This is a genomic window from Burkholderia sp. BC1, assembly GCF_052683555.1.
Map to the genome: position 1 here is coordinate 35,374 of NZ_JBQYLP010000021.1, position 22,929 is coordinate 58,302.

Annotated in this window: 15 protein-coding genes; 9 read left to right on the top strand and 6 right to left on the bottom strand. The window is 71.7% G+C overall.

Translation table 11 applies throughout. The annotated features are described in order from the left end of the window. Positions 1-120 precede the first annotated feature (120 nt). The 7 genes from ACSHSS_RS12780 to treY are packed head-to-tail and all read left to right on the top strand — an operon-like array spanning position 121 to position 18,144. On the top strand, positions 121-3,516 hold the full coding sequence (locus tag ACSHSS_RS12780; RefSeq protein ID WP_048995084.1) for a maltotransferase domain-containing protein: 3,396 nt from the start codon (positions 121-123) through the stop codon (positions 3,514-3,516). Then, a complete protein-coding gene (gene treS / locus ACSHSS_RS12785) occupies positions 3,513-6,923 on the top strand; it encodes a maltose alpha-D-glucosyltransferase (protein WP_006413616.1) in 3,411 nt (1,136 codons plus the stop codon). Before ACSHSS_RS12780 ends, treS begins: the two co-directional genes overlap by 4 nt. Next, entirely contained in the window at positions 6,920-9,118 is a 2,199-nt protein-coding gene (gene glgB, locus ACSHSS_RS12790; protein WP_006413621.1) for a 1,4-alpha-glucan branching protein GlgB, read from the top strand. Before treS ends, glgB begins: the two co-directional genes overlap by 4 nt. Before the next feature lie 32 nt (positions 9,119-9,150). Further along, complete coding sequence (gene glgX / locus ACSHSS_RS12795) at positions 9,151-11,277, top strand: glycogen debranching protein GlgX (RefSeq protein WP_006413618.1); 2,127 nt, start codon at positions 9,151-9,153, stop codon at positions 11,275-11,277. Continuing rightward, the gene (gene treZ / locus ACSHSS_RS12800; RefSeq protein WP_006413617.1) at positions 11,274-13,133 is read left to right on the top strand and encodes a malto-oligosyltrehalose trehalohydrolase; all 1,860 of its coding nucleotides are present in this window, start codon (positions 11,274-11,276) and stop codon (positions 13,131-13,133) included. Before glgX ends, treZ begins: the two co-directional genes overlap by 4 nt. Further along, positions 13,130-15,385, top strand: coding sequence for a 4-alpha-glucanotransferase (gene malQ / locus ACSHSS_RS12805; RefSeq protein WP_049019055.1), 2,256 nt, complete (start codon positions 13,130-13,132; stop codon positions 15,383-15,385). Before treZ ends, malQ begins: the two co-directional genes overlap by 4 nt. After that, the gene (treY, locus tag ACSHSS_RS12810; RefSeq protein WP_049019056.1) at positions 15,382-18,144 is read left to right on the top strand and encodes a malto-oligosyltrehalose synthase; all 2,763 of its coding nucleotides are present in this window, start codon (positions 15,382-15,384) and stop codon (positions 18,142-18,144) included. Before malQ ends, treY begins: the two co-directional genes overlap by 4 nt. A 98-nt stretch (positions 18,145-18,242) precedes the next feature. Here the strand turns inward: treY and ACSHSS_RS12815 are convergent, their stop codons facing one another. Beyond that, positions 18,243-18,476, bottom strand: coding sequence for a hypothetical protein (locus tag ACSHSS_RS12815; RefSeq protein ID WP_233620191.1), 234 nt, complete (start codon positions 18,474-18,476; stop codon positions 18,243-18,245). 121 nt (positions 18,477-18,597) lie between these two features. Between ACSHSS_RS12815 and ACSHSS_RS12820 the strand changes: the two genes are divergently transcribed. Further along, the gene (locus tag ACSHSS_RS12820) at positions 18,598-19,839 is read left to right on the top strand and encodes a phosphatidylserine decarboxylase family protein (RefSeq protein ID WP_048994570.1); all 1,242 of its coding nucleotides are present in this window, start codon (positions 18,598-18,600) and stop codon (positions 19,837-19,839) included. A 54-nt stretch (positions 19,840-19,893) separates the two neighbouring features. On the opposite strand, the gene ACSHSS_RS12825 is transcribed toward ACSHSS_RS12820, so the two are convergent. The 5 genes from ACSHSS_RS12825 to ACSHSS_RS12845 all read right to left on the bottom strand — a co-directional run bounded on the left by ACSHSS_RS12825 (position 19,894) and on the right by ACSHSS_RS12845 (position 22,405). Beyond that, positions 19,894-20,118, bottom strand: coding sequence for a hypothetical protein (locus tag ACSHSS_RS12825; protein ID WP_035956345.1), 225 nt, complete (start codon positions 20,116-20,118; stop codon positions 19,894-19,896). Positions 20,119-20,372: 254 nt separating this feature from the next. Continuing rightward, the gene (locus ACSHSS_RS12830) at positions 20,373-20,705 is read right to left on the bottom strand and encodes a DUF1488 family protein (protein WP_006415257.1); all 333 of its coding nucleotides are present in this window, start codon (positions 20,703-20,705) and stop codon (positions 20,373-20,375) included. Further along, positions 20,702-21,271 carry a type 1 glutamine amidotransferase domain-containing protein gene (locus ACSHSS_RS12835; RefSeq protein WP_006398946.1) on the bottom strand — a complete coding sequence of 190 codons (570 nt, stop codon included), beginning with the start codon at positions 21,269-21,271 and terminating at the stop codon, positions 20,702-20,704. Before ACSHSS_RS12835 ends, ACSHSS_RS12830 begins: the two co-directional genes overlap by 4 nt. A gap of 310 nt (positions 21,272-21,581) precedes the next feature. After that, positions 21,582-21,944, bottom strand: a complete 363-nt coding sequence (locus ACSHSS_RS12840; RefSeq protein WP_006415261.1) for a hypothetical protein — start codon at positions 21,942-21,944, stop codon at positions 21,582-21,584. 86 nt (positions 21,945-22,030) lie between these two features. Further along, complete coding sequence (locus ACSHSS_RS12845; RefSeq protein WP_048994856.1) at positions 22,031-22,405, bottom strand: hypothetical protein; 375 nt, start codon at positions 22,403-22,405, stop codon at positions 22,031-22,033. A gap of 154 nt (positions 22,406-22,559) precedes the next feature. Between ACSHSS_RS12845 and ACSHSS_RS12850 the strand changes: the two genes are divergently transcribed. Beyond that, positions 22,560-22,916, top strand: coding sequence for a DUF3175 domain-containing protein (locus ACSHSS_RS12850; protein WP_006412891.1), 357 nt, complete (start codon positions 22,560-22,562; stop codon positions 22,914-22,916). Positions 22,917-22,929 lie beyond the last annotated feature (13 nt).

Here is a 22,929-nt window from a genome sequence, read left to right on the forward strand (position 1 = left end):
ACGACAGGGCCGCATCGGCGTGGTGCGGCGCCGGCGTTGTCGCGCGGGGCTGCGCGGAGCGGGCACGCGCGTTGCGTTCGGCTTGCGCCCTGATCGCCCTCGCTGCCTGCCGACGCCCACATGGAACCTGTGCCGACCTTCGCTCCCCATCTCTACTTCTGCGACGCCCGCCTCGTCGGGCCGCTCGACGCATGGTCGGCGACCTTCGCGCATGTCGCGGGGATGGGCTTCGATCATGTGCTCGTCGGCGCGTTCTGGGCGTCGAGCCCCGCCGGCTTTCCGCGCCACGTCGCGGATTTCGACCGGCCCGCCGACGTGTTCGGCACGCGCGACAGCGCACTCGACACCTTCGCGCGGCTCGCGCAGCTCGCGCACGGCCACGGGCTGCGCGTGCTGCTCGAAGTCGTGCCGGAGCGCGTCGCGCGCGACAACCCGCTGCGCGCCGCGCATCCGCACTGGTACGTCGAGCGCGCGCACGACGACGCGCTGATCGACCCGCGCAGCGCCGCGCACGCGCAGGACATCGCGCACGCGAACCTGACCGACGACGAGGCGCGCGATGCGCTGTCGGCGTGGTGGCGCGCGCATCTGACGGCCTATGCGCAGGCCGGCGCCGCGGGCTTTCTCGTCGATGCGCCGCAGCACCTGCCGGCCGCGTGGTGGGCGCAGTGGCGCGCCGCGCTGCAGCGCGTGCGGCCGTCGCTGGCGCTGATCGCCGGCGTGCCGGGCCATGCGCGCGACGCGCTCGCGCCGCTCGAATCGGCTGGCTTCGACGCCGTGTTCTCGTCCGCGCGCTGGTGGGATCTGCGCGCGCCGTGGTTCGTCGACGAGCACCGCTTCCTGCGCCGCATCGGCGCGCCGATCGCGTTTCCCGACGCGTTCGACGGCCCGCGTCTCGCGGACGACTGGCGCGATGCGCCCGACGAGCGCGTCGCACGGGCCTATCGCCGCGCGTTGTGGACGGCCGCCGCAGTCGGCACGGGCTGGCTCGTGCCGATGGGCTTCGAGCGCGGCGTCGCGCTGCCGCTGATGGCGCGCGATACGAGCGCCGCGCGCTACCGCGCCGCGTTCGACGCCGCGCGCTTCGATCTGTCGAGCACGCTCGCCGACGCGAACGCCTGGCGCCGCGCGACGCCGGTCGCGGCCGCACGCGGCGAACTGCTGCAGCTGAGCGCGCCCGACGCACCGGCGACCGTATTGCTGCGCGGCACGAGCGCGTCGCTCGAATACGACGACGACGCGCTGCTGATCGCGCTGAACCCCGATCTCGACGCCGAAGCGCGCGTCGATCCGGCGACGATCCTGCCCGGCGTGCCGGGCGGCTTCACGCACGTGGCGACGCCGAACGACGCGCCGTCGCACGCGCCGGCCGCGCTCGACGCATTCACGCTCGCGCCCGGCGCCTGCGCGCTGCGCGACGCGCGGCGCGCGCCGCCCGCGACGCTGCCCGCGGACCCCGAACGCGACCAGGACGCGCTGTCGGCCGCGCTCGTCGCCGACCGGATCGCGATCGAGCGCGTCGAGCCGGCCGTCGACGGCGGACGTTTCGCGGTGAAACGCGTAGTCGGCGATACGCTCGTCGTGCGCGCGTCGATCTTCTCGGACGGCCATGCGCATCTCGCGGCCGTGCTCGCGTGGCGCGCGGCCGGCGAAAGCGACTGGCGCGAGGTGCCGTTCGTCGCCGAGCCGAACGATCGCTGGCGCGCGCAGGTGACGCTCGACCGGCTCGGCCGTCACGAATTCCGCGTGATCGCGTGGCGCGACGACTGGGCCTCGCTCGTCGACGACGTCGCGAAAAAGCGTGCGGCCGGCCAGGACGTGTCGCTCGAACTGCGCGAGGCGCAGCTGCTGCTCGCGACCGCCGCGAAGCTCGCCGATCCGGTCGATCCGCAGGCGCGCGCGCGCATCGAGCAGCTGACGAAGGAATTCAAACGCGCGTCACCGGAGGACCGGCTCGCGCTGCTCGGCGCGCCCGCGCTCGCCGATGCGGTCGCCGCGCTGCGCTACCGGCCGTTCGTCACGCACGACGACACCGTCTATCCGGTCGACGTCGACCGCCGCGCCGCGTGCTTCTCGAGCTGGTACGAGATGTTCCCGCGTTCGGCGAGCAACGATCCGGATCGGCACGGCACCTTCGACGACGTGATCGCGCACCTGCCGCGCATTCGCGACATGGGCTTCGACGTGCTGTATTTCCCGCCGATCCATCCGATCGGCACGACGGCGCGCAAGGGGCGCAACAACAGCCTGCAGGCCGCACCCGACGACGTCGGCAGCCCGTACGCGATCGGTTCGCCCGACGGCGGCCACACGGCCGTGCATCCGCAGCTCGGCACGCTCGATTCGTTCCGCCGGCTGATCGACGCGGCGCGCGACCACGGGCTCGAGATCGCGCTCGACTTCGCGATCCAGTGCTCGCCCGATCATCCGTGGCTCAAGGCGCACCCCGGCTGGTTCGCATGGCGTCCGGACGGCTCGCTGCGCTATGCGGAGAATCCGCCGAAGCGCTATCAGGACATCGTCAACCCCGACTTCTACGCGCCCGACGCGCTGCCCGGCCTGTGGCTCGCGCTGCGCGACGTCGTGCAGTTCTGGATCGACGCGGGCGTGCGGATCTTCCGCGTCGACAATCCGCATACGAAGCCGCTGCCGTTCTGGGCGTGGATGATCGCCGACATTCGCGGCCGCCATCCGGACGTCGTGTTCCTGTCCGAGGCGTTCACGCGGCCCGGGATGATGGGCCGCCTCGCGAAGCTCGGCTTCTCGCAGTCGTACACCTACTTCACGTGGCGCGAATCGAAGCGCGAGTTCATCGAGTATCTGACCGAACTGACGCAAGGCCCCGCACGCGAGTACTTCCGGCCGAATTTCTTCGTGAACACGCCGGACATCAATCCGCGCCACCTGCAGAACGCGCCGCGCACGCAGTTCGTGATCCGCGCGGCGCTCGCGGCGACGCTGTCCGGCGCATGGGGCATGTATTCGGGATTCGAGCTCGGCGAATCGGCGCCGCTGCCGAACAGCGAGGAATACGCGGACGCGGAGAAGTACGAACTGCGCGCGCGCGACTGGAGCAAGGCCGCGCACATCGGCGCCGAGATCGCGCGGCTGAACCGCGCGCGGCGCGACAACCGCGCGCTGCAGACGCATCTCGGCATCACGTTCGTCGACGCCGACAACGACGCGGTGCTCGTGTTCATGAAGGCGACGCCCGCGTTCGACAGCGTGGTCGTCGTCGCGATCAGCCTCGATCCATGGCACCCGCAGGCCGCGAACTTCACGCTCGACGGCGCGCTGTGGCGCGGCCTCGGGCTCGTCGAAGGCGAGCCGCTCGACGCGCACGAACACGATGCCGCGCATCCGACGACGTGGCGCGGCCATCGGCAATACGTGTCGCTCGATCCGCACGTGCGGCCTTACACGATCTGGCGACTGGCGCCCGCCGCCGGCGCGGCGCGGGCACACCGACCCGCCACGGACGACGACCGTCGCTCGTCGGGAGGACATGGAAGATGAAACGCGAAGATTCCCTCGACGACGTGCGGCGCGCGCAGTTCGCGTCGCATCCGCACGCCGGCTCGCCGCGCCAGCGCCGCGTGCGCCGGCCCGCGCCCGCGCTCTGCGCCGACGATCCGCTGTGGTACAAGGACGCGATCATCTACCAGGTGCACGTGAAGTCGTTCTTCGACTCGAACAACGACGGCATCGGCGACTTCCCCGGCCTGATCGCGAAGCTCGACTACATCGCGGAACTCGGCGTCGACGCGATCTGGCTGCTGCCGTTCTATCCGTCGCCGCGCCGCGACGACGGCTACGACATCTCCGACTATCGCGACGTGCATCCCGACTACGGCACGCTCGCCGACGTGCGCCGCTTCATCCGCGAAGCGCATGCGCGCGGCATTCGCGTGATCACCGAGCTCGTGATCAACCATACGTCGGACCAGCATCCGTGGTTCCAGCGCGCGCGGCGCGCGAAGCCGGGCTCGATGTACCGCAACTACTACGTGTGGTCCGACACCGACACGAAATACGCCGGCACGCGCATCATCTTTCTCGACACCGAGACGTCGAACTGGACGCACGATCCGGTCGCGGGCCAGTACTACTGGCACCGCTTCTATTCGCACCAGCCGGACCTGAACTTCGACAACCCGGCCGTCGTGCGCGAAGTGCTGCAGGTCATGCGCTTCTGGCTCGACCTCGGCATCGACGGGCTGCGCCTCGACGCGGTGCCGTATCTCGTCGAGCGCGAAGGCACGAACAACGAGAACCTGCCGGAGACGCACGCGATCCTGAAGCGGATCCGCGCGACGATCGACGCCGAGTATCCGAACCGGATGCTGCTCGCCGAAGCGAACCAGTGGCCGGAGGACGTGCAGGAATACTTCGGCAACGAGGACGAATGCCACATGGCGTTCCACTTTCCGCTGATGCCGCGCATCTACATGTCGATCGCGAGCGAGGACCGCTTTCCGATCATCGACATCATGCGGCAGACGCCGGCGCTCGCGCCGAGCAACCAGTGGGCCGTGTTCCTGCGCAATCACGACGAGCTCACGCTCGAGATGGTCACCGATTCCGAGCGCGACCTGCTCTGGCAGACCTACGCGAGCGACCGCCGCGCGCGGCTGAACCTCGGGATCCGGCGCCGGCTCGCGCCGCTGATGGAGCGCGACCGGCGCCGCATCGAGCTGATCAATTCGCTGCTGCTGTCGATGCCCGGCACGCCCGTCATCTACTACGGCGACGAGATCGGCATGGGCGACAACATCCATCTCGGCGACCGCGACGGCGTGCGCACGCCGATGCAGTGGTCGTCCGACCGCAACGGCGGCTTCTCGCGCGCCGACCCGGAACTGCTCGTGCTGCCGCCCGTCATGGGTTCGCTGTACGGCTATGACGCGATCAACGTCGAAGCGCAGACGCGCGACCCGCATTCGCTGCTGAACTGGACGCGGCGCATCCTCGCGACGCGGCGCGCGACGCAGGTGTTCGGGCGCGGCTCGATCCGCTTCCTGCGCCCGGAGAACCGCAAGGTGCTCGCTTATCTGCGCGAACTCGAGGGGCACGACCCGGTGCTCTGCGTCGCGAACCTGTCGCGCGCGTCGCAGGCGGTCGAACTCGACCTGTCCGAATTCGCGGGCCGCGTGCCGATCGAGATGACCTCGGACTCGCCGTTCCCGCCCGTCGGCCAGCTCCCGTATCTGCTCACCTTTCCGCCGTACGGCTTCCTCTGGTTCGTGCTGTCCGCGCACGGCCGCGAGCCCGCCTGGCGGCAGCCGCATGCGGAACCGCTGCCCGAATACGTGACGCTCGTGATGCGGCGCGGCGACACGCGGCCCGACGTCGCGCAGCTGCACACGCTCGCGCACGACGCGCTCGCGTCGTGGCTCACGCGGCGGCGCTGGTTCGCGTCGAAGGACCGCACCATCGCCGACGCGCGCCTGAACGTCGTCACGCCGATTCCGGGCGAATCGTTCCAGTACGCGGAAGCCTGCGTGACGGTGCGCGGCGACAGCCACGCCGAGCGCTACGTGGTGCCGCTTGCGGTCGCGTGGGGCGGCGAAACCTCCGGCCCGCTGTTCGCGCAGCTCGCGCTCGCGCGCGTGCGGCGCGGCCATACGGTCGGCTATCTGACCGACGCGTTCGCGCTGCCCGCCTTCGCGCACGGGATGCTGCGCAAGCTGCGCGCGGGCGCGACGGTGCCGACGTCCGACGGCGGCCATCTCGCGTTCCTGCCCGAGGCCGCGCTCGCGTCGCTCGACCCCGGCGACGAGGCCGAAGTGCGCTGGCTCGCGGCCGAGCAGAGCAACAGCTCGCTCGTGATCGGCGAGGCGATCGTGCTGAAGCTCGTGCGCAAGGTCGCGCACGGCGTGCATCCCGAAGCGGAGATGAGCCGGCATCTGACGCGCATCGGCTACCAGAACACCGCCGCGCTCGCCGGCGAAGTCGTGCACGTCGATCCGGACGGGCGCCCGCATACGGTCGCGATCCTGCAGCGCTTCGTCGACAACCAGGGCGATGCGTGGACGCGTTCGTTCGACTTCCTGAAACGCGCCGTCGACGAGCTCGCGCTGCCGGCCGCCGACGACGCCGACACGACCGAGCCGGACGCCGAGACGGACGCGCTGCTCGGCTATGCGGCGTTCGCCGGTGTCGTCGGCAAGCGGCTCGGCGAGCTGCATGTCGCACTCGCGCAGCCGTCCGACGATCCGGCGTTCGCGCCCGAGCGCGCGACGCCCGAGCACGTCGACGGCTGGTGCGCCGACGCGATCGCGTCGTTCGAGCAGGCGCTCGCCTGTCTCGGCACGCGGCTCGACGGCCTCGACGCCGACACGCGCGCGGCCGCCGAACGGCTGCTCGCGTCGCGCGACGCGGCCGTGCGCGCGCTCGGCGAACTCGTGCCGCGCACGCTCGACGCGCACTGCACGCGCATTCACGGCGACTTCCATCTCGGGCAGGTGCTCGACGTGCAGGGCGACGCGCTGCTGATCGATTTCGAAGGCGAGCCCGCGCGCGCGCTCGAGCGGCGCCGCGCGAAGTCGCACCCGCTGCGCGACGTGGCCGGCTTCCTGCGCTCGCTGTCGTACGTGAGCGCGACCGGGCAGTTCGCGATCGAGAAAGCGCCGCCGCAGGCGGCCGACCGCAAGCGTGCACTGTTCGAGCGCTTCGGTCGCGCGGCCGCCGACGCGTTCGTCGACTGCTATCGCGCAGCCGCCGAGCATGCGCCGGTGCGCTTCGTCGATCCGCGCTACACCGACCGGCTGCTCGCGCTGTTCCTCATCGACAAGGCGTCGTACGAGCTCTGCTACGAGGCCGCGAACCGTCCCGACTGGCTCTGCGTGCCGGTCGGCGGCCTCGCGGCGCTCGTCGAGCGGCTGCTCGAACATCGCGGCGCCGAAGACGGAGACGAGTCATGACCGACGCGCTGTTCGACCGCGCCGACATCGACGCGCTGCTCGGCGCCCGCCATCCCGATCCGTTCGCGTGCCTCGGCCCGCACGCGCACGACGGCCGCACGATCGTGCGCGCGCTGCTGCCCGGCGCCGAGCACGTGCGCGTGCTGGCGCCGGACGGCGCCGAACTCGGCACGCTCGCGCGCGTCGACGACGCGGGCTGCTTCGCCGGCGCGCTCGCGCACGACGGCCGCTATCGGCTCGCGGTCGAGTGGCCGGGCGCGCGGCACGTGATCGACGACCCTTACGCGTTCGGGCTGCTGCTCGACGACGCGGCGCTCGCGCGCTTCGCGGCCGGCAACCCGTTCGCGGTGCTCGACTGCCTCGGCGCGGTGCCGACCTGCATCGACGGCGTCGACGGCGTACGCTTCGCGGTCTGGGCGCCGAACGCGCAACGCGTGTCGGTCGTCGGCGACTTCAACGCGTGGGACGGCCGCCGTCATCCGATGCGGCTGCGTCTGCCGTGGGGCGTGTGGGAGCTGTTCGTGCCGGGGATCGGCGCGGGCGAGCGCTACAAGTACGAGCTGCGTGCGGCCGACGGGCGCGTGCTGCCGCACAAGGCCGACCCGTGCGCGCGCGCGACCGAGGCGCCGCCGCGCACCGCGTCGATCGTCGCCGATACCGGCGCCGTCGACGATTTCGCCTGGCACGACCACGCGTGGCTGCAGGCGCGCGCGCACGGCGACCGCTACCGGCGGCCGTGGTCGATCTACGAGGTGCATCCGGAATCGTGGCAGCGCTATCCCGAGCAGATGGACCGCAATGCGACCTGGGACGAACTCGCCGAGCGGCTGATTCCGTACGTGCGCGGCATGGGCTTCACGCACGTCGAATTCATGCCGATCGCCGAGTATCCGTTCGGCGGCTCGTGGGGCTACCAGCCGCTCGCGCAGTTCGCGCCGTCCGCGCGCTTCGGCCCGCCCGAGGGCTTCGCGCGCTTCGTCGATCGCGCGCATGCGGCCGGCATCGGCGTGCTCGTCGACTGGGTGCCCGCGCACTTCCCCGACGATCCGCACGGGCTCGCGCAGTTCGACGGCAGCGCGCTGTACGAGCATGCCGACCCGCGCGAAGGCATGCATCCCGACTGGCACACCTGCGTGTTCAACGTCGGCCGCAACGAGGTCGGCGCGTTCCTGATCGCGTCGGCGCTCGCATGGGCGCGCCGCTATCACGTCGACGGCATCCGCGTCGACGCCGTCGCATCGATGCTGTATCGCGACTACTCGCGCGCGGCCGGCGAGTGGGTGCCGAACATCTACGGCGGCCGCGAGAACCTCGAATCGGTCGCGTTCCTGCGTGCGCTGAACGACACGCTGCACGGCGACGATGCGCCGGCGGGCGTCGTCTCGGTCGCCGAGGAATCGACCGCGTGGCCGGGCGTCACCGCGCCGACGCGCGACGGCGGGCTCGGCTTCGACTTCAAGTGGAACATGGGCTGGATGCACGACACGCTCGCGTATCTGCACGAGGATCCCGTGCATCGCCGCTATCACCACGACCGCATGACGTTCGGGCTCGTCTATGCGTTCTCCGAACGCTTCGTGCTGCCGCTCTCGCACGACGAGGTCGTGCACGGCAAGGGCTCGCTCGCGTCGAAAATGCCCGGCGACGCCTGGCAGCGGCTCGCGACGCTGCGCGCGTACTTCGGCTTCATGTGGGCGCATCCCGGCAAGAAGCTGCTGTTCATGGGCAGCGAACTCGCGCAGTGGGCCGAGTTCGCGCACGACGGCACGCCGCACTGGGATCTGCTCGATGCGCCCGCGCATCGCGGCGTGCAGCGGCTCGTGCGCGACCTGAACCGCACGTATGCGGCGCAACCCGCGCTGCATGCGCTCGACTGCGACGCGGCCGGCTTCGCCTGGCTGATCGGCGACGACCGCGACAACAGCGTGTTCGCGTTCGCGCGCCGCGACGATGCGGGGCACACCGTCGTCGCCGTCTGCAACTTCACGCCCGTGCCGCGCACCGGCTATCGCGTCGGGCTGCCGGCGCCCGGCGCGTGGCGCGAACTGATGAATACCGACGCCGCCGTCTACGGCGGCACCAATGCCGGCAACGACGGCGCCGTGTGGGCGGAGGATGTGCCTGCGCACGGCGAGGCGTGGTCGGCCACGCTACGGCTGCCACCGCTCGCCACGCTATGGCTGAGCCCGGCATGACCGACGGCGCCCTCGACACGGAGACTTCCCCCATGCCGACCGCCCTGCCCCCTCGCCTGGAACCCGGCCGCAGCTATCCGCTCGGCGCGACCTGGGACGGCCTCGGGACGAACTTCGCGGTGTTTTCCGCGCACGCACACCGGATCCAGCTGTGCATCTTCGATTCGACCGGCCGCAAGGAGCTCGCGCGCCTCGACCTGCCCGAATGCACGGACGAGGTGTGGCACGGCTACCTGCCCGGCGCGCATCCGGGCACCGTCTACGGCTTTCGCGCGGACGGTCCGTATCAGCCGCAGGCCGGCCATCGCTTCAATCCGACCAAGCTGCTGATCGATCCGTACGCGCGCAAGCTGCTCGGTCATTTCCGCTGGTCCGACGCGCTGTTCGGGTATCGCGTGCATTCGAATCGCGGCGATCTGTCGATGGACCGGCGCGACTCGGCGCCCGCGATGCCGAAGTGCATCGTCGTCGACGAGGCGTTCGACTGGAGCAACGACCGGCGCCCGTGCGTGCCGTGGCACAGCACCGTGATCTACGAGACGCACGTGCGCGGCGCGTCGATGCGCCGGCCGGGGTTGCGCGCGCCGGAGCGCGGCACGTTCGCGGCGCTCGCGCATCCGGCCTTCGTCGATCATCTGCTCGCGCTCGGCGTGACGACGGTCGAGCTGCTGCCCGTGCATGCGTTCCTGCAGCAGCGCGAGCTGCTGAACCGCGGACTGCGCAACTACTGGGGCTACGACACGGCGGCGTTCTTCGCGCCCGAGCCGTCGTATCTGTCGACGCGGCGGCTCGACGAGATGCGCATCGCGATCCGTCAGCTGCATGCGGCCGGCATCGAGGTCGTGCTCGACGTCGTCTACAACCACACCTGCGAAGGCAACCAGCTCGGGCCGACGCTGTCGTGGCGCGGCCTCGACAACGCGAGCTACTACCGGCTCGTGCCGGACGACCGGCGCTATCACGTCGACGAGACCGGCTGCGGCAATACGCTGAACCTGTCGCATCCGCGCGTGCTGCAGATGGTGATGGACTCGCTGCGCTACTGGGCGACCGCCTTCAACATCGACGGCTTTCGCTTCGATCTCGGCGTGACGCTCGGCCGCGAGGATCACGGCTTCGATCCCGGCGCGGGTTTCTTCGATGCGCTGCGGCAGGACCCGGTGCTCGCGCAGCGCAAGCTGATCACCGAGCCGTGGGACGTCGGCCCCGGCGGCTATCAGCTCGGCCGCCATCCCGCCGGCTTCGCCGAATGGAACGACCGCTTTCGCGACACCGTGCGGCGCTACTGGCGCGGCGACGCGGGCCAGCGCCCGGAGCTCGCCGCGCGGCTCGCGGGCTCGGCCGACCTGTTCAACCACCAGCGGCGCCGCACGTGGGCGTCGATCAACTTCGTCACCGCGCACGACGGCTTCACGCTCGCCGACGTCGTGTCGTATGCGGGCAAGCACAACGAGGCGAACGGCGAAGGCAACCGCGACGGCCGCGACGACAACTGCAGCGCGAACTGGGGCGTCGAAGGGCCGACCGACGATCCGGCGATCCGCGACGTGCGCGGCCGCGTCGCGCGCTCGATGCTCGCGACGCTGTTTACCGCGCTCGGCACGCCGATGCTCGTGGCCGGCGACGAATTCGGCCGCACGCAGCACGGCAACAACAACGCGTACTGCCAGGACAACGAGCTGTCGTGGCTCGACTGGGAAGCCGCGCAGCAGCCGGAGGCCGTGCAGATGACGCGCTTCGTGTCGCGGCTCGCCGCGCTGCGGCGCATGTATCCGGTGATGTCGACGCCGCGCTTTCCGTCCGGCGACCGCGACGGCGCGCCCGGCATGCGCGAGATCGCCTGGTTCGACGAGCACGGCGACGAGGTCAGCGTGCCCGCGTGGCAGGATCGCGAGCGCCGCGCGCTGACGATGCGGCGCGTCGGCACCGGCCGCACGGGCCGCACCGAGGCGCTGCTCGTGATGCTGAACGCGTCGGCCGAGACGATCACGTTCAAGCCGCCGCCGCCCGCGCTCGCGTATCGCGTGCTGGTCGACACCGCGACGCCCGACGGCGGCCCGCGCGACTGGCCCGCCGACGGCCTCGAGGTCGCCGCGCACGCGGCCGTGATCGCGGTCGCGCCGGTGCCGACCGACCTGTCTTCGAAGGAAACGCCATGACGTCCCATTCCGCCGCTTCGTCGTCCACGCATGCGTTCGAGTTGTCGTTCGGCGCGACCTGCCTCGATGCCGGCCACACGCGCTTTCGTCTGTGGGCGCCTGCCAGCCGCCGCGCGCAGGTCGAGCTGCACGGCGCGCAAACGCTCGAGATGACGGCCGCCGGCGACGGCTGGTTCGAGCTCGTCGCGCCGGTCGGCGCCGGCGCGCTCTATCGTTATCGGCTCGACGACGAACTCGTCGTGCCCGATCCCGCATCGCGCTTTCAGCCGTCCGACGTGCACGGCCCGAGCCAGGTCGTCGATCCGGCCGCGTATCGCTGGCGGCACGGGGCGTGGCGCGGCCGGCCGTGGCACGAGACCGTGCTGTACGAGCTGCACGTCGGCGCATGCGGCGGCTATGCGAACGTCGAGCGGCGCCTGCCCGACATCGCATCGGTCGGCGTGACGGCGATCGAGCTGATGCCGATCAACGCGTTTCCGGGCACGCGCAACTGGGGCTACGACGGCGTGCTGCCGTTCGCGCCCGATGCGTCGTACGGCCGCCCCGAGGAACTGAAATCGCTGATCGACGCCGCGCACGGGCTCGGGCTGCAGGTGTTCCTCGACGTCGTGTACAACCACTTCGGCCCGGACGGCAACCTGCTGCCGCGCTATGCGCCCGCGTTCTTCCGCGACGACCGGCACACCGCGTGGGGGCCTGCGATCGACTTCTCGCGCGCGCAGACGAGCGCCTTCTTCATCGAGAACGCGCTGTACTGGATCGACGAGTACCGGTTTGACGGGCTGCGCATCGATGCGGCGCACGCGATCGACGACGATGCGTGGCTGCGCGAACTGGCGCGGCGCGTGCGCGCGGCCGCAGGCGGGCGCCACGTGCATCTGGTGCTCGAGAACGAGCGCAATACCGCGAGCCTGCTCGGGCCCGACCGCTTCGACGCGCAGTGGAACGACGACTTCCACAACAGCGCGCACGTGCTGTTGACGGGCGAACGCGACGGCTACTACCGCGCGTATGCGGACGCGCCGCTGCGCCATTTCGCGCGCACGCTCGGCGAAGGATTCGCGTACCAGGGCGAACCGTCGCCGCTGCACGACGGCGCGCCGCGCGGCGAGCCGAGCGCGCAGCTGCCGCCGACCGCGTTCGTGTCGTTCCTGCAGAACCACGACCAGATCGGCAACCGCGCGTTCGGCGAACGGCTGCGCGCGCTCGCGAACGACGACGCGCTGCGGGCGGTCACCGCGCTGCTGCTGCTCTCGCCGCAGATCCCGCTGCTGTTCATGGGCGAGGAAGACGGCAGCACGCAGCCGTTCCAGTTCTTCACCGACTATCGCGGTGCGCTCGCCGACGCCGTACGCGAGGGCCGCCGCCGCGAATTCGCCGCGTTTCCGGCGTTCGCCGACCCCGCGCATCGCGACGCGATTCCGGATCCGAACGATCCGGCGACGTTCGCGCGCTCGGCATTGCACGAGCGGCCCGACACCTGGCCCGATGCCGACGCGTGGCGCCGTTTCTACCGCAGCGCGCTGACCGTGCGCGCCGCGCTCGTCACGCCGCATCTGCCGGGTGCGCGCGCGCTCGGCGTCGACGTGCTGGCCGACGACGAGACGGCGCGCGCGCTCGTTGCGCGCTGGCGGCTCGGCGACGGCAGCACGCTGACGCTCGCGCTGAACCTCGGTCCGCGCGCGACGGCGCTGCCCGAACTGCCGGTCGGCAAGATCGTGTTCGAGACGCCGCCGCGTGCGCGCGATGCGCTCGTCGACGCCCGCCTGCCGGCACGCGCGTGCATCGCGTGGCGCGACGGCGCGGTCAACCACGACGCGCTGAACCATCGCGCGAACGGACACGCGCGGCCATGACGACCGACATCCCGATCGCATCCCTCGCGCGGGCGGCGGGGCTGCAGACCGACTGGACCGACGCGGTCGGCGTGCCGCGCCGCGTCGCCGACGACGCGCTGTTCGCGCTCGTCGACGCGCTCGGCTGGCCGTGCGGTACGCCGGTCGAACGCGTCGACAGTCTCGCCGCGCTCGTCGATGCCGATGCGGCGCCGCCGCGCATGATCACCGCCGATGCCGGCATGCCGATCGCGCTGCCGGCCACCGTGGCCGGGCCGGGCGCGCGCTATCGCGTGACGTTCGAGACGGGCGGCCACGTCGACGGTCGCGTCGGCGGCACGAGCGGCGACCCGCTGCTGCCGCCGATCGTGCGGCCCGGCTACCACGCCCTCGACGTCGGCGAGCAGCGGATCGCCATCGCGATCGCACCGCGCCGCGTGCGCGCGGCCGAGCGCCTGCGCGGCACGCCGGACGCCGGCAACCGCTGGGGCATCGCCGCGCAGCTCTACGGCCTGCGCCGCGCAGGCGACGACGGCGCGGGCGACTACACCGCGCTCGCGCAACTGGCGACGCAGGCGGCGCGGCACGGCGCGCATGCGGTCGCGATCAGTCCGACGCATGCCGGCTATCCGGCGCTGCCCGCGCACGACAGCCCGTATTCGCCGTCGTCGCGGCGCTGGCACAACGTCGCGTATCTCGACTGCCACGCGGTGCCCGGCGTCGGCCGCATCGCCGGCGACGAAGCGGACGGCGCGGCCGATGCGCGGCTCGTCGACTGGCCGCAGGTGCTGCCGCAGAAGCTGCGCCGGCTGCGCGCGCGGTTCGACGCGCTGCGCGCGGGCGGCGGCACCGCGCTCGACGGGTTCGAACGGTTCCGCGCGGCGGGCGGCGCGGCGCTCGACGCGCATGCGCGCTTCGACGCGCTGCAGGCGTTCTGCGTCGCGCGCGGGCTCGGCGCGGACTGGCGGCAATGGCCGGCGCCGTGGCGGATGCCGACCTCGGTCGAAGTCGACGCATTCGCGCAGGCGCACGCCGATACGGTCGCGTTCCATGCGTTCCTGCAATGGTGCGCGGCGCACGCGCTAACCGACGCGCAGCAGGCCGCGCGCCGCGCGGGCATGGCGATCGGGCTGATCGCCGATCTCGCGGTCGGCTCCGATCGGGCGGGCAGCGATGCGTGGGCGCACGGTACGACGCTGCTGCGCGGGCTGTCGCTCGGCGCACCGCCCGACGCGTTCAATGCGGCCGGCCAGGCGTGGGGCGTGACGACCTGGACGCCGGCCGCGCTGCGCGCGAACGGCTTCGCGCCGTTCATCGAGCTGCTGCGCGCCGCGTTCGCGCACGCGGGCGGCATCCGGATCGATCACGTGCTCGGTTTCGCGCGCATGTGGGTCGTGCCGGACGGCGCGAGCGCACGCGACGGCGCGTATCTGCACTATCCGTGCGACGACCTGCTGCGGCTCGTCGCGCTGGAGGCCGCGCGGTACCGCGCGATCGCAGTCGGCGAGGACCTCGGCACCGTGCCCGACGGGTTTCGCGACCGGCTCGGCGCGCAGGGCGTCGCCGGTATGCGCGTGCTGTGGTTCGAACGCGAGCCGGACGGCGCATTCCGGCCGCCGTCGAGCTGGGACCGCGACGCGCTCGCGATGACCTCGACGCACGACCTGCCGACCGTCGCCGGCTGGTGGCGCGGCATCGATCTCGGCTGGCGGCGCATCGCGGCCGAGCACGAGCAGGCGCGTGCCGGATCCGCGGATGCCGGGCCGGAGGAGCGTCACGCCGCGAGCGATGAGAGCGATGAGAGCGATGCGAGCGATACGCGCGACGTGAGCGATACAAGCGACGTGAACAATGTGACCGACGCGAACGCCGCAGACACCGCCGAGCGCGCGCATGTCGACCCCGACGCAGCCGCCGCACGCGCGGCGACACCGGCCGATCTCGCTGAACGCGACGCCGCGCGCACCGCGCTGTGGCGCGCGCTGCAGCAGGCGCGCTGCGCGCCGGGCGACGCACCGCCGCCGCCGGCCGATGCGCCGCCCGTCGGCGCCGTGCTCGCGTTCGTCGCGCGCAGTGCGTCGCCGCTCGCAATCGTGCCGCTCGAGGATCTGCTCGCGCTCGACGCGCAGCCGAACCTGCCGGGGCCGCCATGCGGCCATCCGAACTGGCGGCGACGCCTGCCGCGCACCGTCGACGCGCTGTTCGACGCCGACACGCGCGCGCGCATCGCGGCAATCGCCGACGCGCGCGGCACGCCGGAGCGACGCGCATGACGCCGCGCGCGACCCTGCGGCTGCAGCTGCATGCCGGCTTCACGTTCGACGACGCGGCGGCGCACGCCGACTATTTCGCGCGGCTCGGCATCAGCCATTTGTATCTGTCGCCGATCACGACCGCGGAGCCCGGCTCGCGGCACGGCTACGACACTGTCGACTACGGCGCGATCAGCGCGGAACTCGGCGGCGAAGCGGGCTTTCTGCGGCTCGTCGAGGCGCTGCGCGCGCGCGGGCTGCGCGTGATCGTCGACATCGTGCCGAACCACATGGGCGTCGGCGGCTCGTCGAACGGCTGGTGGAACGACGTGCTCGAGTGGGGCCCCGCGAGCCCGTACGCGCGCTATTTCGACATCGACTGGCATCCGCCCGACCCGACGCTCGACGGCAAGGTGCTGCTGCCCTGCCTCGGCGCGCCGTACGGCGACGCGCTCGCCGCCGGCGACATCGCGCTCGGCATCGACGCGGCGGCCGGGCGCTTCACGATCGCCTGCGCGGGACGGCAACTGCCGGTCGCGATCGCGACGTATCCGGAAATCCTGCGCGTCGCGAACCGCGCGGACCTGAACGCGCTCGCCGAACGCTTCGATACGGCGGCGACACGCGGCAGCGCACGCGTCGCCGCCGCGCATGCGGCGCTGCGCGCGCACGCGGCCGCGCACGGCCCGCATGCGTTCGACGCGGTGCTGCACGGCACCGATGCGCGCCGGGCGCGCTCGCGAGCGTGCCTGCACCACGTGCTCGAACGGCAGCACTACCGGCTCGCGTGGTGGCGCACGGCCGCCGACGAGCTGAACTGGCGGCGCTTCTTCGACATCGCGACGCTGGCCGGCGTGCGCGTCGAGGACGACGCGGTGTTCGACGCGGTCCATGCGCTGCCGTTGCGGCTCCATGCGGCAGGGCTCGTCGACGGCGTGCGCGTCGATCACGTCGACGGGCTCGCCGATCCGCGCGCGTACTGCCGGCGCCTGCATGCGCGGCTCGCCGCGCAGCGCGACACGCCGCCGACGATCTATGTCGAGAAGATCCTCGCGCCCGGCGAAACGCTGCGCGCCGACTGGCCGATCGACGGCACGACCGGCTACGACTTCATGAACGACGTGGCCGCGCTGCTGCACGATCCGGCCGGCGCGGAACCGCTCGGCGCGCACTGGGCCGCCGTGTCGCGCTCGCCGCGCACGTTCGCGCAGGAAGCCGTCGACGGCAAGCGGCGCGTGCTGCTGCGCCAGCTCGCCGGCGAACATGCGCGCGTCGCGCGCAAGCTGCACGACATCGCGCGCGCGTCACCCGCGACACGCGACATCAGCCGCATCGCGATCCATCGCGTGCTCGGCGAACTCGCGGTGCACCTGAGCGTGTACCGCATGTATCCGGCCGACGACGAACTCGCGCCCGACGATCGCCGCGTGCTCGCGCAGGCGTATGCGTGCGCCCGCGCAGCCGTCGATCCGACCGACCGCATCGCGCTCGAACGCGTCGCGCAGTGGCTCGGCCTGCCGGGCACACGCGCGCCGCGCGCCGATGCGGCGCGCCGGCATGCGGCGCGTGTCGCGTTCGCGCAGCTCACGGCGCCGCTCGCCGCGAAGGGCGTCGAGGATACGGCGAACTATCGCTATGGACGGCTGCTGTCGCGCAACGAAGTCGGCGCCGATGCCGGAGATTTCAGTCTGTCGCGCGGCGCGTTCCATGCGCGCAACCGGCGGCGCGCGCGCCATTCGCCGCACGCGCTCGTCGCGACCGCGACGCACGACCACAAGCGCGGCGAAGACGCGCGCGTGCGGCTCGCCGTGCTGAGCGAGATCCCCGACGCATGGCGCGCGGTCTCGCTCGACTGGTCCGCGCTGAATCAGCCGCATCGCGGCCGCGCGCATCGCGACCTCGACTGGTCGCCGGGGCCCGCCGCCGAAGCGATGCTGTATCAGACGCTCGTCGGCTGCTGGCCGCCGTCACTCGCCCCCGACGACGCGGCCGGCCTCGCGGCGCTCGCCGATCGCGTCGTGCAATGGCAGACGAAGGCGCTGCGCGAAGCGAAGCAGCAGACCGACTGGCTCGCGCCCGAACCCGACTACGAGCAGGACAGCGAGGCGTTCGTGCGCGCGATCCTGAAGCCGCACGGCGCCGGCGATTTCGTGCATCGGCTGCATGCGTTCGTCATGCGCATTGCGCCGGCCGGCGTGGTCAACAGCCTCACGCAGACGACGCTGCGCATCACGTCGCCCGGCGTGCCCGATCTTTATCAGGGCACCGAACGGTGGGACCATTCGCTCGTCGATCCGGACAACCGGCGCGACGTGCCGTTCGCGGCGCTCGCGGCCGAGCGCGTCGACGGCCCCGTCGGCGCGTATCTGCCGACCTGGCCCGATGCACGCGTGAAGCGTGCGCTCGTCGAGCGGCTGCTCGCGCTGCGTGCACAATATCCGTCGACGTTCGCGAACGGCCGCTACGTGCCGCTGCGCGTGCGCGGTCCGCTCGCGCGTCACGTGGTCGCGTTCGCGCGCTGCGACGACGCGGCGACGATCGTCGTCGTGACGACGCGGCTCGCGTGCCGGCTGCTCGGCGACGCGCCCGCGCTGCCGCGCGTCGAACCGGCGCAGTGGGACGACACGGCCGTCGTGCTGCCGGCCGGCGCGACGGGGCCGTGGGCCGACTGGCTCGAGGCGCGCGAAGCCGGCGACACGCCGGACGGCCTGCTGCGCGTCGCGCAGGGCCTGCGCGCGCTGCCGGTCGCGGTGTGGGTCGGGCCGCCGCCGCGCGCATGACGAGGCGCGCGGCAGCGGTCGTTTTTTACAGAAGCGCCGGCACGATGGCGGCAGCGCGACCGCGCGGCTGTGTCACGCGCGTTCTCGACGATCGGCGCTCACGACCATTCTTCCGGCGGCATCGGCGCGCCGTCCTCCTCCCAATGCGCATCGCTGGCGCCGCGCGCGTCGTGGCCGGCCGTCAGCGTGCCGTGCGCGGCGCCGTCCTGCGGCCGCCGCTTGGCGCGCGGCGCATGGGCGCGCACGCGCGGGCGCGTCGGCGCGACCGTACGCGGTCCGTCGCGGTGCGTCTCGCTTGCGGCCTCGCCGTTCGTCTGCGGTGTATTGGACATCGCGTTCATCCTTGCCTCCCGGTTCGTCGGTGCCGATTCGGGCCGTGCCGCAATTTCGGTGCCGCGCACAGGCAGGCGGATTGCTACATCGGCACGATCGAGACTCGCTCCCGGAGGTGACATGCCGAACGACAAGGACACGCAAGCAGACCGCCGCCGACTCGGCGGGTGGTTGGCCGGCGAAGAGAAGCATATGGCCGCGTTCCGCACGCGGATCGCCGCGGAGGCGCGCGCACGGGCCGGCGAACGGCTGCGCACGCCGGCCGTGCAGGAACTCGCGCGACTGTTCGACGATCACGCGGTGCTGCACATGGGGCTGTCGCGCGCGATCGACGAGGCGCTCGCGACGGGCCGCGAACTCGGCTACCGGTCGATCGGCGAGCTGATGACGGTAATCGACTATCTGATGACCTACACGCCGCCGTTCAGCGAATCGAGCCTGATCGTGTGTCCGCTGAACGCGTTCCTCGACTGGCCGATGTGCATGCCGTCGGGCCGCGCGGTGTTCCGCGACGCGACCGTCAACGCGCATCTGAAGCGTGTGCTGAACGTCTGGTGCGATTTTCTTGGCGGGCCGCACTCGCGCGACCACCTCGTGACGACGGCGCCGGACGGCTGGCTCTGCGAAGAAGCGCGCAAACGGATCGGCATGTCGCAGTTCCAGTACCGCGAGGATCAGCCGCACTGGGGCTTCGACTCGTGGAACGACTTCTTCACGCGGCGCTTTCGCGCGGGCGCGCGCCCGGTCGCCTCGCCCGACGACGCGCACGTGATCGTCAGCGCGTGCGAAGCCGCGCCGTATCACACGGCCACGAACCTGCGGCTGCGCGACCGGTTCTGGATCAAGGGGCAGCCCTATTCGCTGCGCGACATCTTCACGCCCGCGCGGCTGCCGCTTGCCGAGCACTTCGTCGGCGGCGATCTCTATCAGGCGTATCTGGCCGCGTACAACTACCACCGCTGGCATGCGCCGATCCGCGGCACCGTCACGCATGCGTACCGCGTCGACGGCACCTATTACTCGATCGCCGACGTCGAAGGCGAAGACCCGTCCGGGCTCAACGATTCGCAGGGCTACATGACGGCCGTCGCCACGCGCGCGATCGTCGCGATCGCCAGCGACGATCCGGGCCTGGGCACGGTGGCCGCGGTGTTCGTCGGGATGGGCGACGTATCGTCGTGCGTGATCGAGGTCGTGCCGGGACAGCGCGTCGAAAAAGGCGACGAGATCGGCTATTTCCAGTTCGGCGGCTCGACGTACTGCCTGCTGTTCGAGCCCGGCGTGATCGACCGCTTCCTGCATGCGCCGGGCGACGACGCGCCGCCCGTGCAGGTCAACGCCGCGGTCGCGCTCGCGCGCTGAATGCACATGCGGCGCGCTCCCCAGGCAGCGCGCCGCATGCGATCGGACCGGTCGTCACAAACTGTTGTCGTTCGCATAGCCTCCGCTGCCGCGCTGCACGGAGCGCAGGATCGACAGTCCGTCGGGCGTCAGCTCGGGCCGGCGGGCGCCGGACGCATCGCTCTGCATGACGACCAGTTGGCGTTCGACGAGCGCGACGATGTCGTCGCGATCGAGCTGGATTTGTTCTGGTGCGCGCTGTACCAGAAACAGCGCGGCGAATTCGTGAGCTGTCAACATGCTCGTCTCCCCAATGACGGCGTATTTTCCGATGCGGCGACGCCGCAATCGCGGCCGGCAGTGCACCTGCCGGATTCGATGATGGCATGCAGAAAACATGCCAATGCGCGCCACGCGCCCTGCATCGGCCCGGCCGCGCGCGGGGCGGGGTCGAATCCGCATCGCGCGCGCAGCCGGTGAAAAGTTTTCAATGACGTGTAACGGCCGCACCGCCGCCCTGCACGGCACGCGCGAAACGCGCGCCATGCGCGGGGTCAGGACCGGTGCGCGGGCGACGTCGCCTGACGCGCGAGCGCCGCGGCCGCGCGCCGCTGCACGCGGAAATAGCCGCTATGCAGCACCGCGCCGCCGTGGCCGTCCGCGACCACGTCGGCGCAGGCCTCCGCGATCCGCGCGCGACCGCGTTCGAACGCGTCGCGCAGATCCGCCTCGAGCGCCGAGCGCGCGCCGAAATGATCCTCGAGCGCTTCGGCCGTGATCGCGCAGTCCGACTGCACGCCGTCGATGTCGACGACGAACTGCAGCTGCAGCGTCGCGCCGTCGAACACGGGCGGCGGATCGCTCAGGATCGTCGCGCGCGTGCTCATGGGCGCTCCCGCGGCGCGTGCGCACGGTCGGCCGCGAGACATTCGATCAGCGCGCCGTTGAACGCGTCGAGATCGTCCGGCTTGCGGCTCGTGATCAGATTGCCGTCGCGCACGACGCGCTCGTCGACCCACTTGCCGCCCGCGTTGCGGATGTCGTCCTGCAGGCTCGGCCAGCTCGTCATCGTGCGACCGTCGACGAGCCCGGCCGACACGAGCAGCCAGCCGCCGTGACAGATCACGGCGACCGGCTTGTCGGCGCCGATCGCGGCCGTCACGAATTCGCGCGCGGCGGGAATCATGCGCATCGCGTCGCCGTTCACGACGCCGCCCGGCAAGACGATCGCGTCGTAGTCGCCCTGCTTCGCATCGTCGAACGTATGGTCCACCTTGACGCGCGCACCCTTGTCGACGTGCCGGAAACCCTGGATCTCGCCCGGTTGCTGCGAAATTACGTCGACCTGCGCGCCCTCGGCACTGAGCGCACGCTGCGGTTCGACGAGTTCGGCCTCCTCGAAGCCGTCCACGGCGAGGATCGCGACCTTGCAATTGGCGAGTTTGCCGCTCATGAAAAACCTCCATGCTGGTTGCGGCACCGATCGTGCCGTCACCCGACAGCAGCAATCGACGTGCCACGTCGCGTGCGCGAGCTCACACAACGCGCGCATCGGGCCTGCGGTCGCGCTTCGCGAACGACGTGCAAACGGCTCTCCGACCCCGTCGACGCGGCGCGCGCGGCAACGCCCATCGTTCACTGCAAAGATTTCAACCGCGTGTAACGGGCAGGCCGCGCCGCTGCGCAGGCGCTCGCGTGCGACATGCGCCGTCGCAATGTGTCGCAGCGTCGAGACGGTTTCGCGGCCGTGGACACTTGGCCGGTCACTGCAGACGCGTCGCGACGTCGAGCATCGCGTCGGTCAGCTCGACCGTCAGCGTCTGGTCTTCGTCGAGGTCGGGCAGCCGCTCGAGCATGGCCTGCACCGAGTCGTGCAGCATCGCGTGCACGCGCATGCGCGCGCCGTCGTCGAGATCCGCGTAGCGCTCCATCGTGTCGCAGTCGAGCGCGAGCACGACCGAATGGCGCACGGCGTCGGGCGGCGCATCGGGCGCGATCGCCCACGCCGCATGAAACGTGATCCTGCCGGTCGCCACGTCGAGGTGCACTGTCGTGTTGAGGTCGTCCGCATCCGGGTCGTCGTCGATGTCGTAGGGCTCGATGCCGATTCGGGGGTTCGATTGCATGGTGTCCTCCTGCGTGGTCGCCGCGCCCGCCCCGGCGGCGGGCGTCGGCCATCGCGCCGCACCGGCCGCACGCCGGCGCGACATCGTCAGTAACCGCTGGAACCGGCGCTGCCCTGCCCGCCGGCGCCGCCGCCGCCCGAACCGGTCGCGCCCGGCGAGCGGCCGTTGCCGGCGCCCTCGCCCTTCGCGCCGGGCTTCACGTGGCCGCTCGCGCCGCTGTGCGACGACATCGTGCCGCGTCCGCCGTCCGACTGCTGCATGTTCGGCGGCGGCGGCGCGGCCGTATCGCCGTTGCCGGTGTAACTGCTCGAGGTGCCGGCCGACAGCGGCGCGCCGGAGCCGTGATCGGATTGCTGCGAGTTCTGCGCCAAAGCGGAACTCGCGGCCGCGAGCATGGCGGCGGCCGCGCAGCCGAGCACGCGGCGCGCAGGGGATTTCGTTGTGGATAGGGCTGACGTCATGACGGATTCTCCGTAACGGAAATGAAGTATCTGCCCCGTTTCTTCAGCAAGGCCCATGCCGTCAGTCATTCGAATGCGCTGCCGATTCGCCGGCGTCGGCCGGCACGCGAATTGCGGGCCGTCGTCGCATACGCCAACGACGGAGCGTCATGCGATGCCTTCTTCTTCTCCGCCGCACGCGCGCGGCAAACGCCTGACGCGGCGCGCGGGCCGCGCGCGCAGCACCGATCGCGGCCACGCGAAACGCTGGTCGGCCGACGTCACGCGCGGCAGCGACGCGCTCGACCTCGAGCCCGACATCTTCAAGTCCGACGATCCGGGCGAGATCGCCGCGTCGCTGAAACGCTCGGCCGAACGCAGCCGCCGCCGCAAGGCGACGCCGTTCCAGTCGGCGATGTCGATGCTGAACTTCTACGTGAACCGCGCAGGCCGCAACCTGCCGAAAACGCGCCGCACGACGCTCGAGCGCGCGAAGCGCAAGCTGCGCGAAGCGTTCGGCCGCAAGCCGTGACGCACGCGTGCGC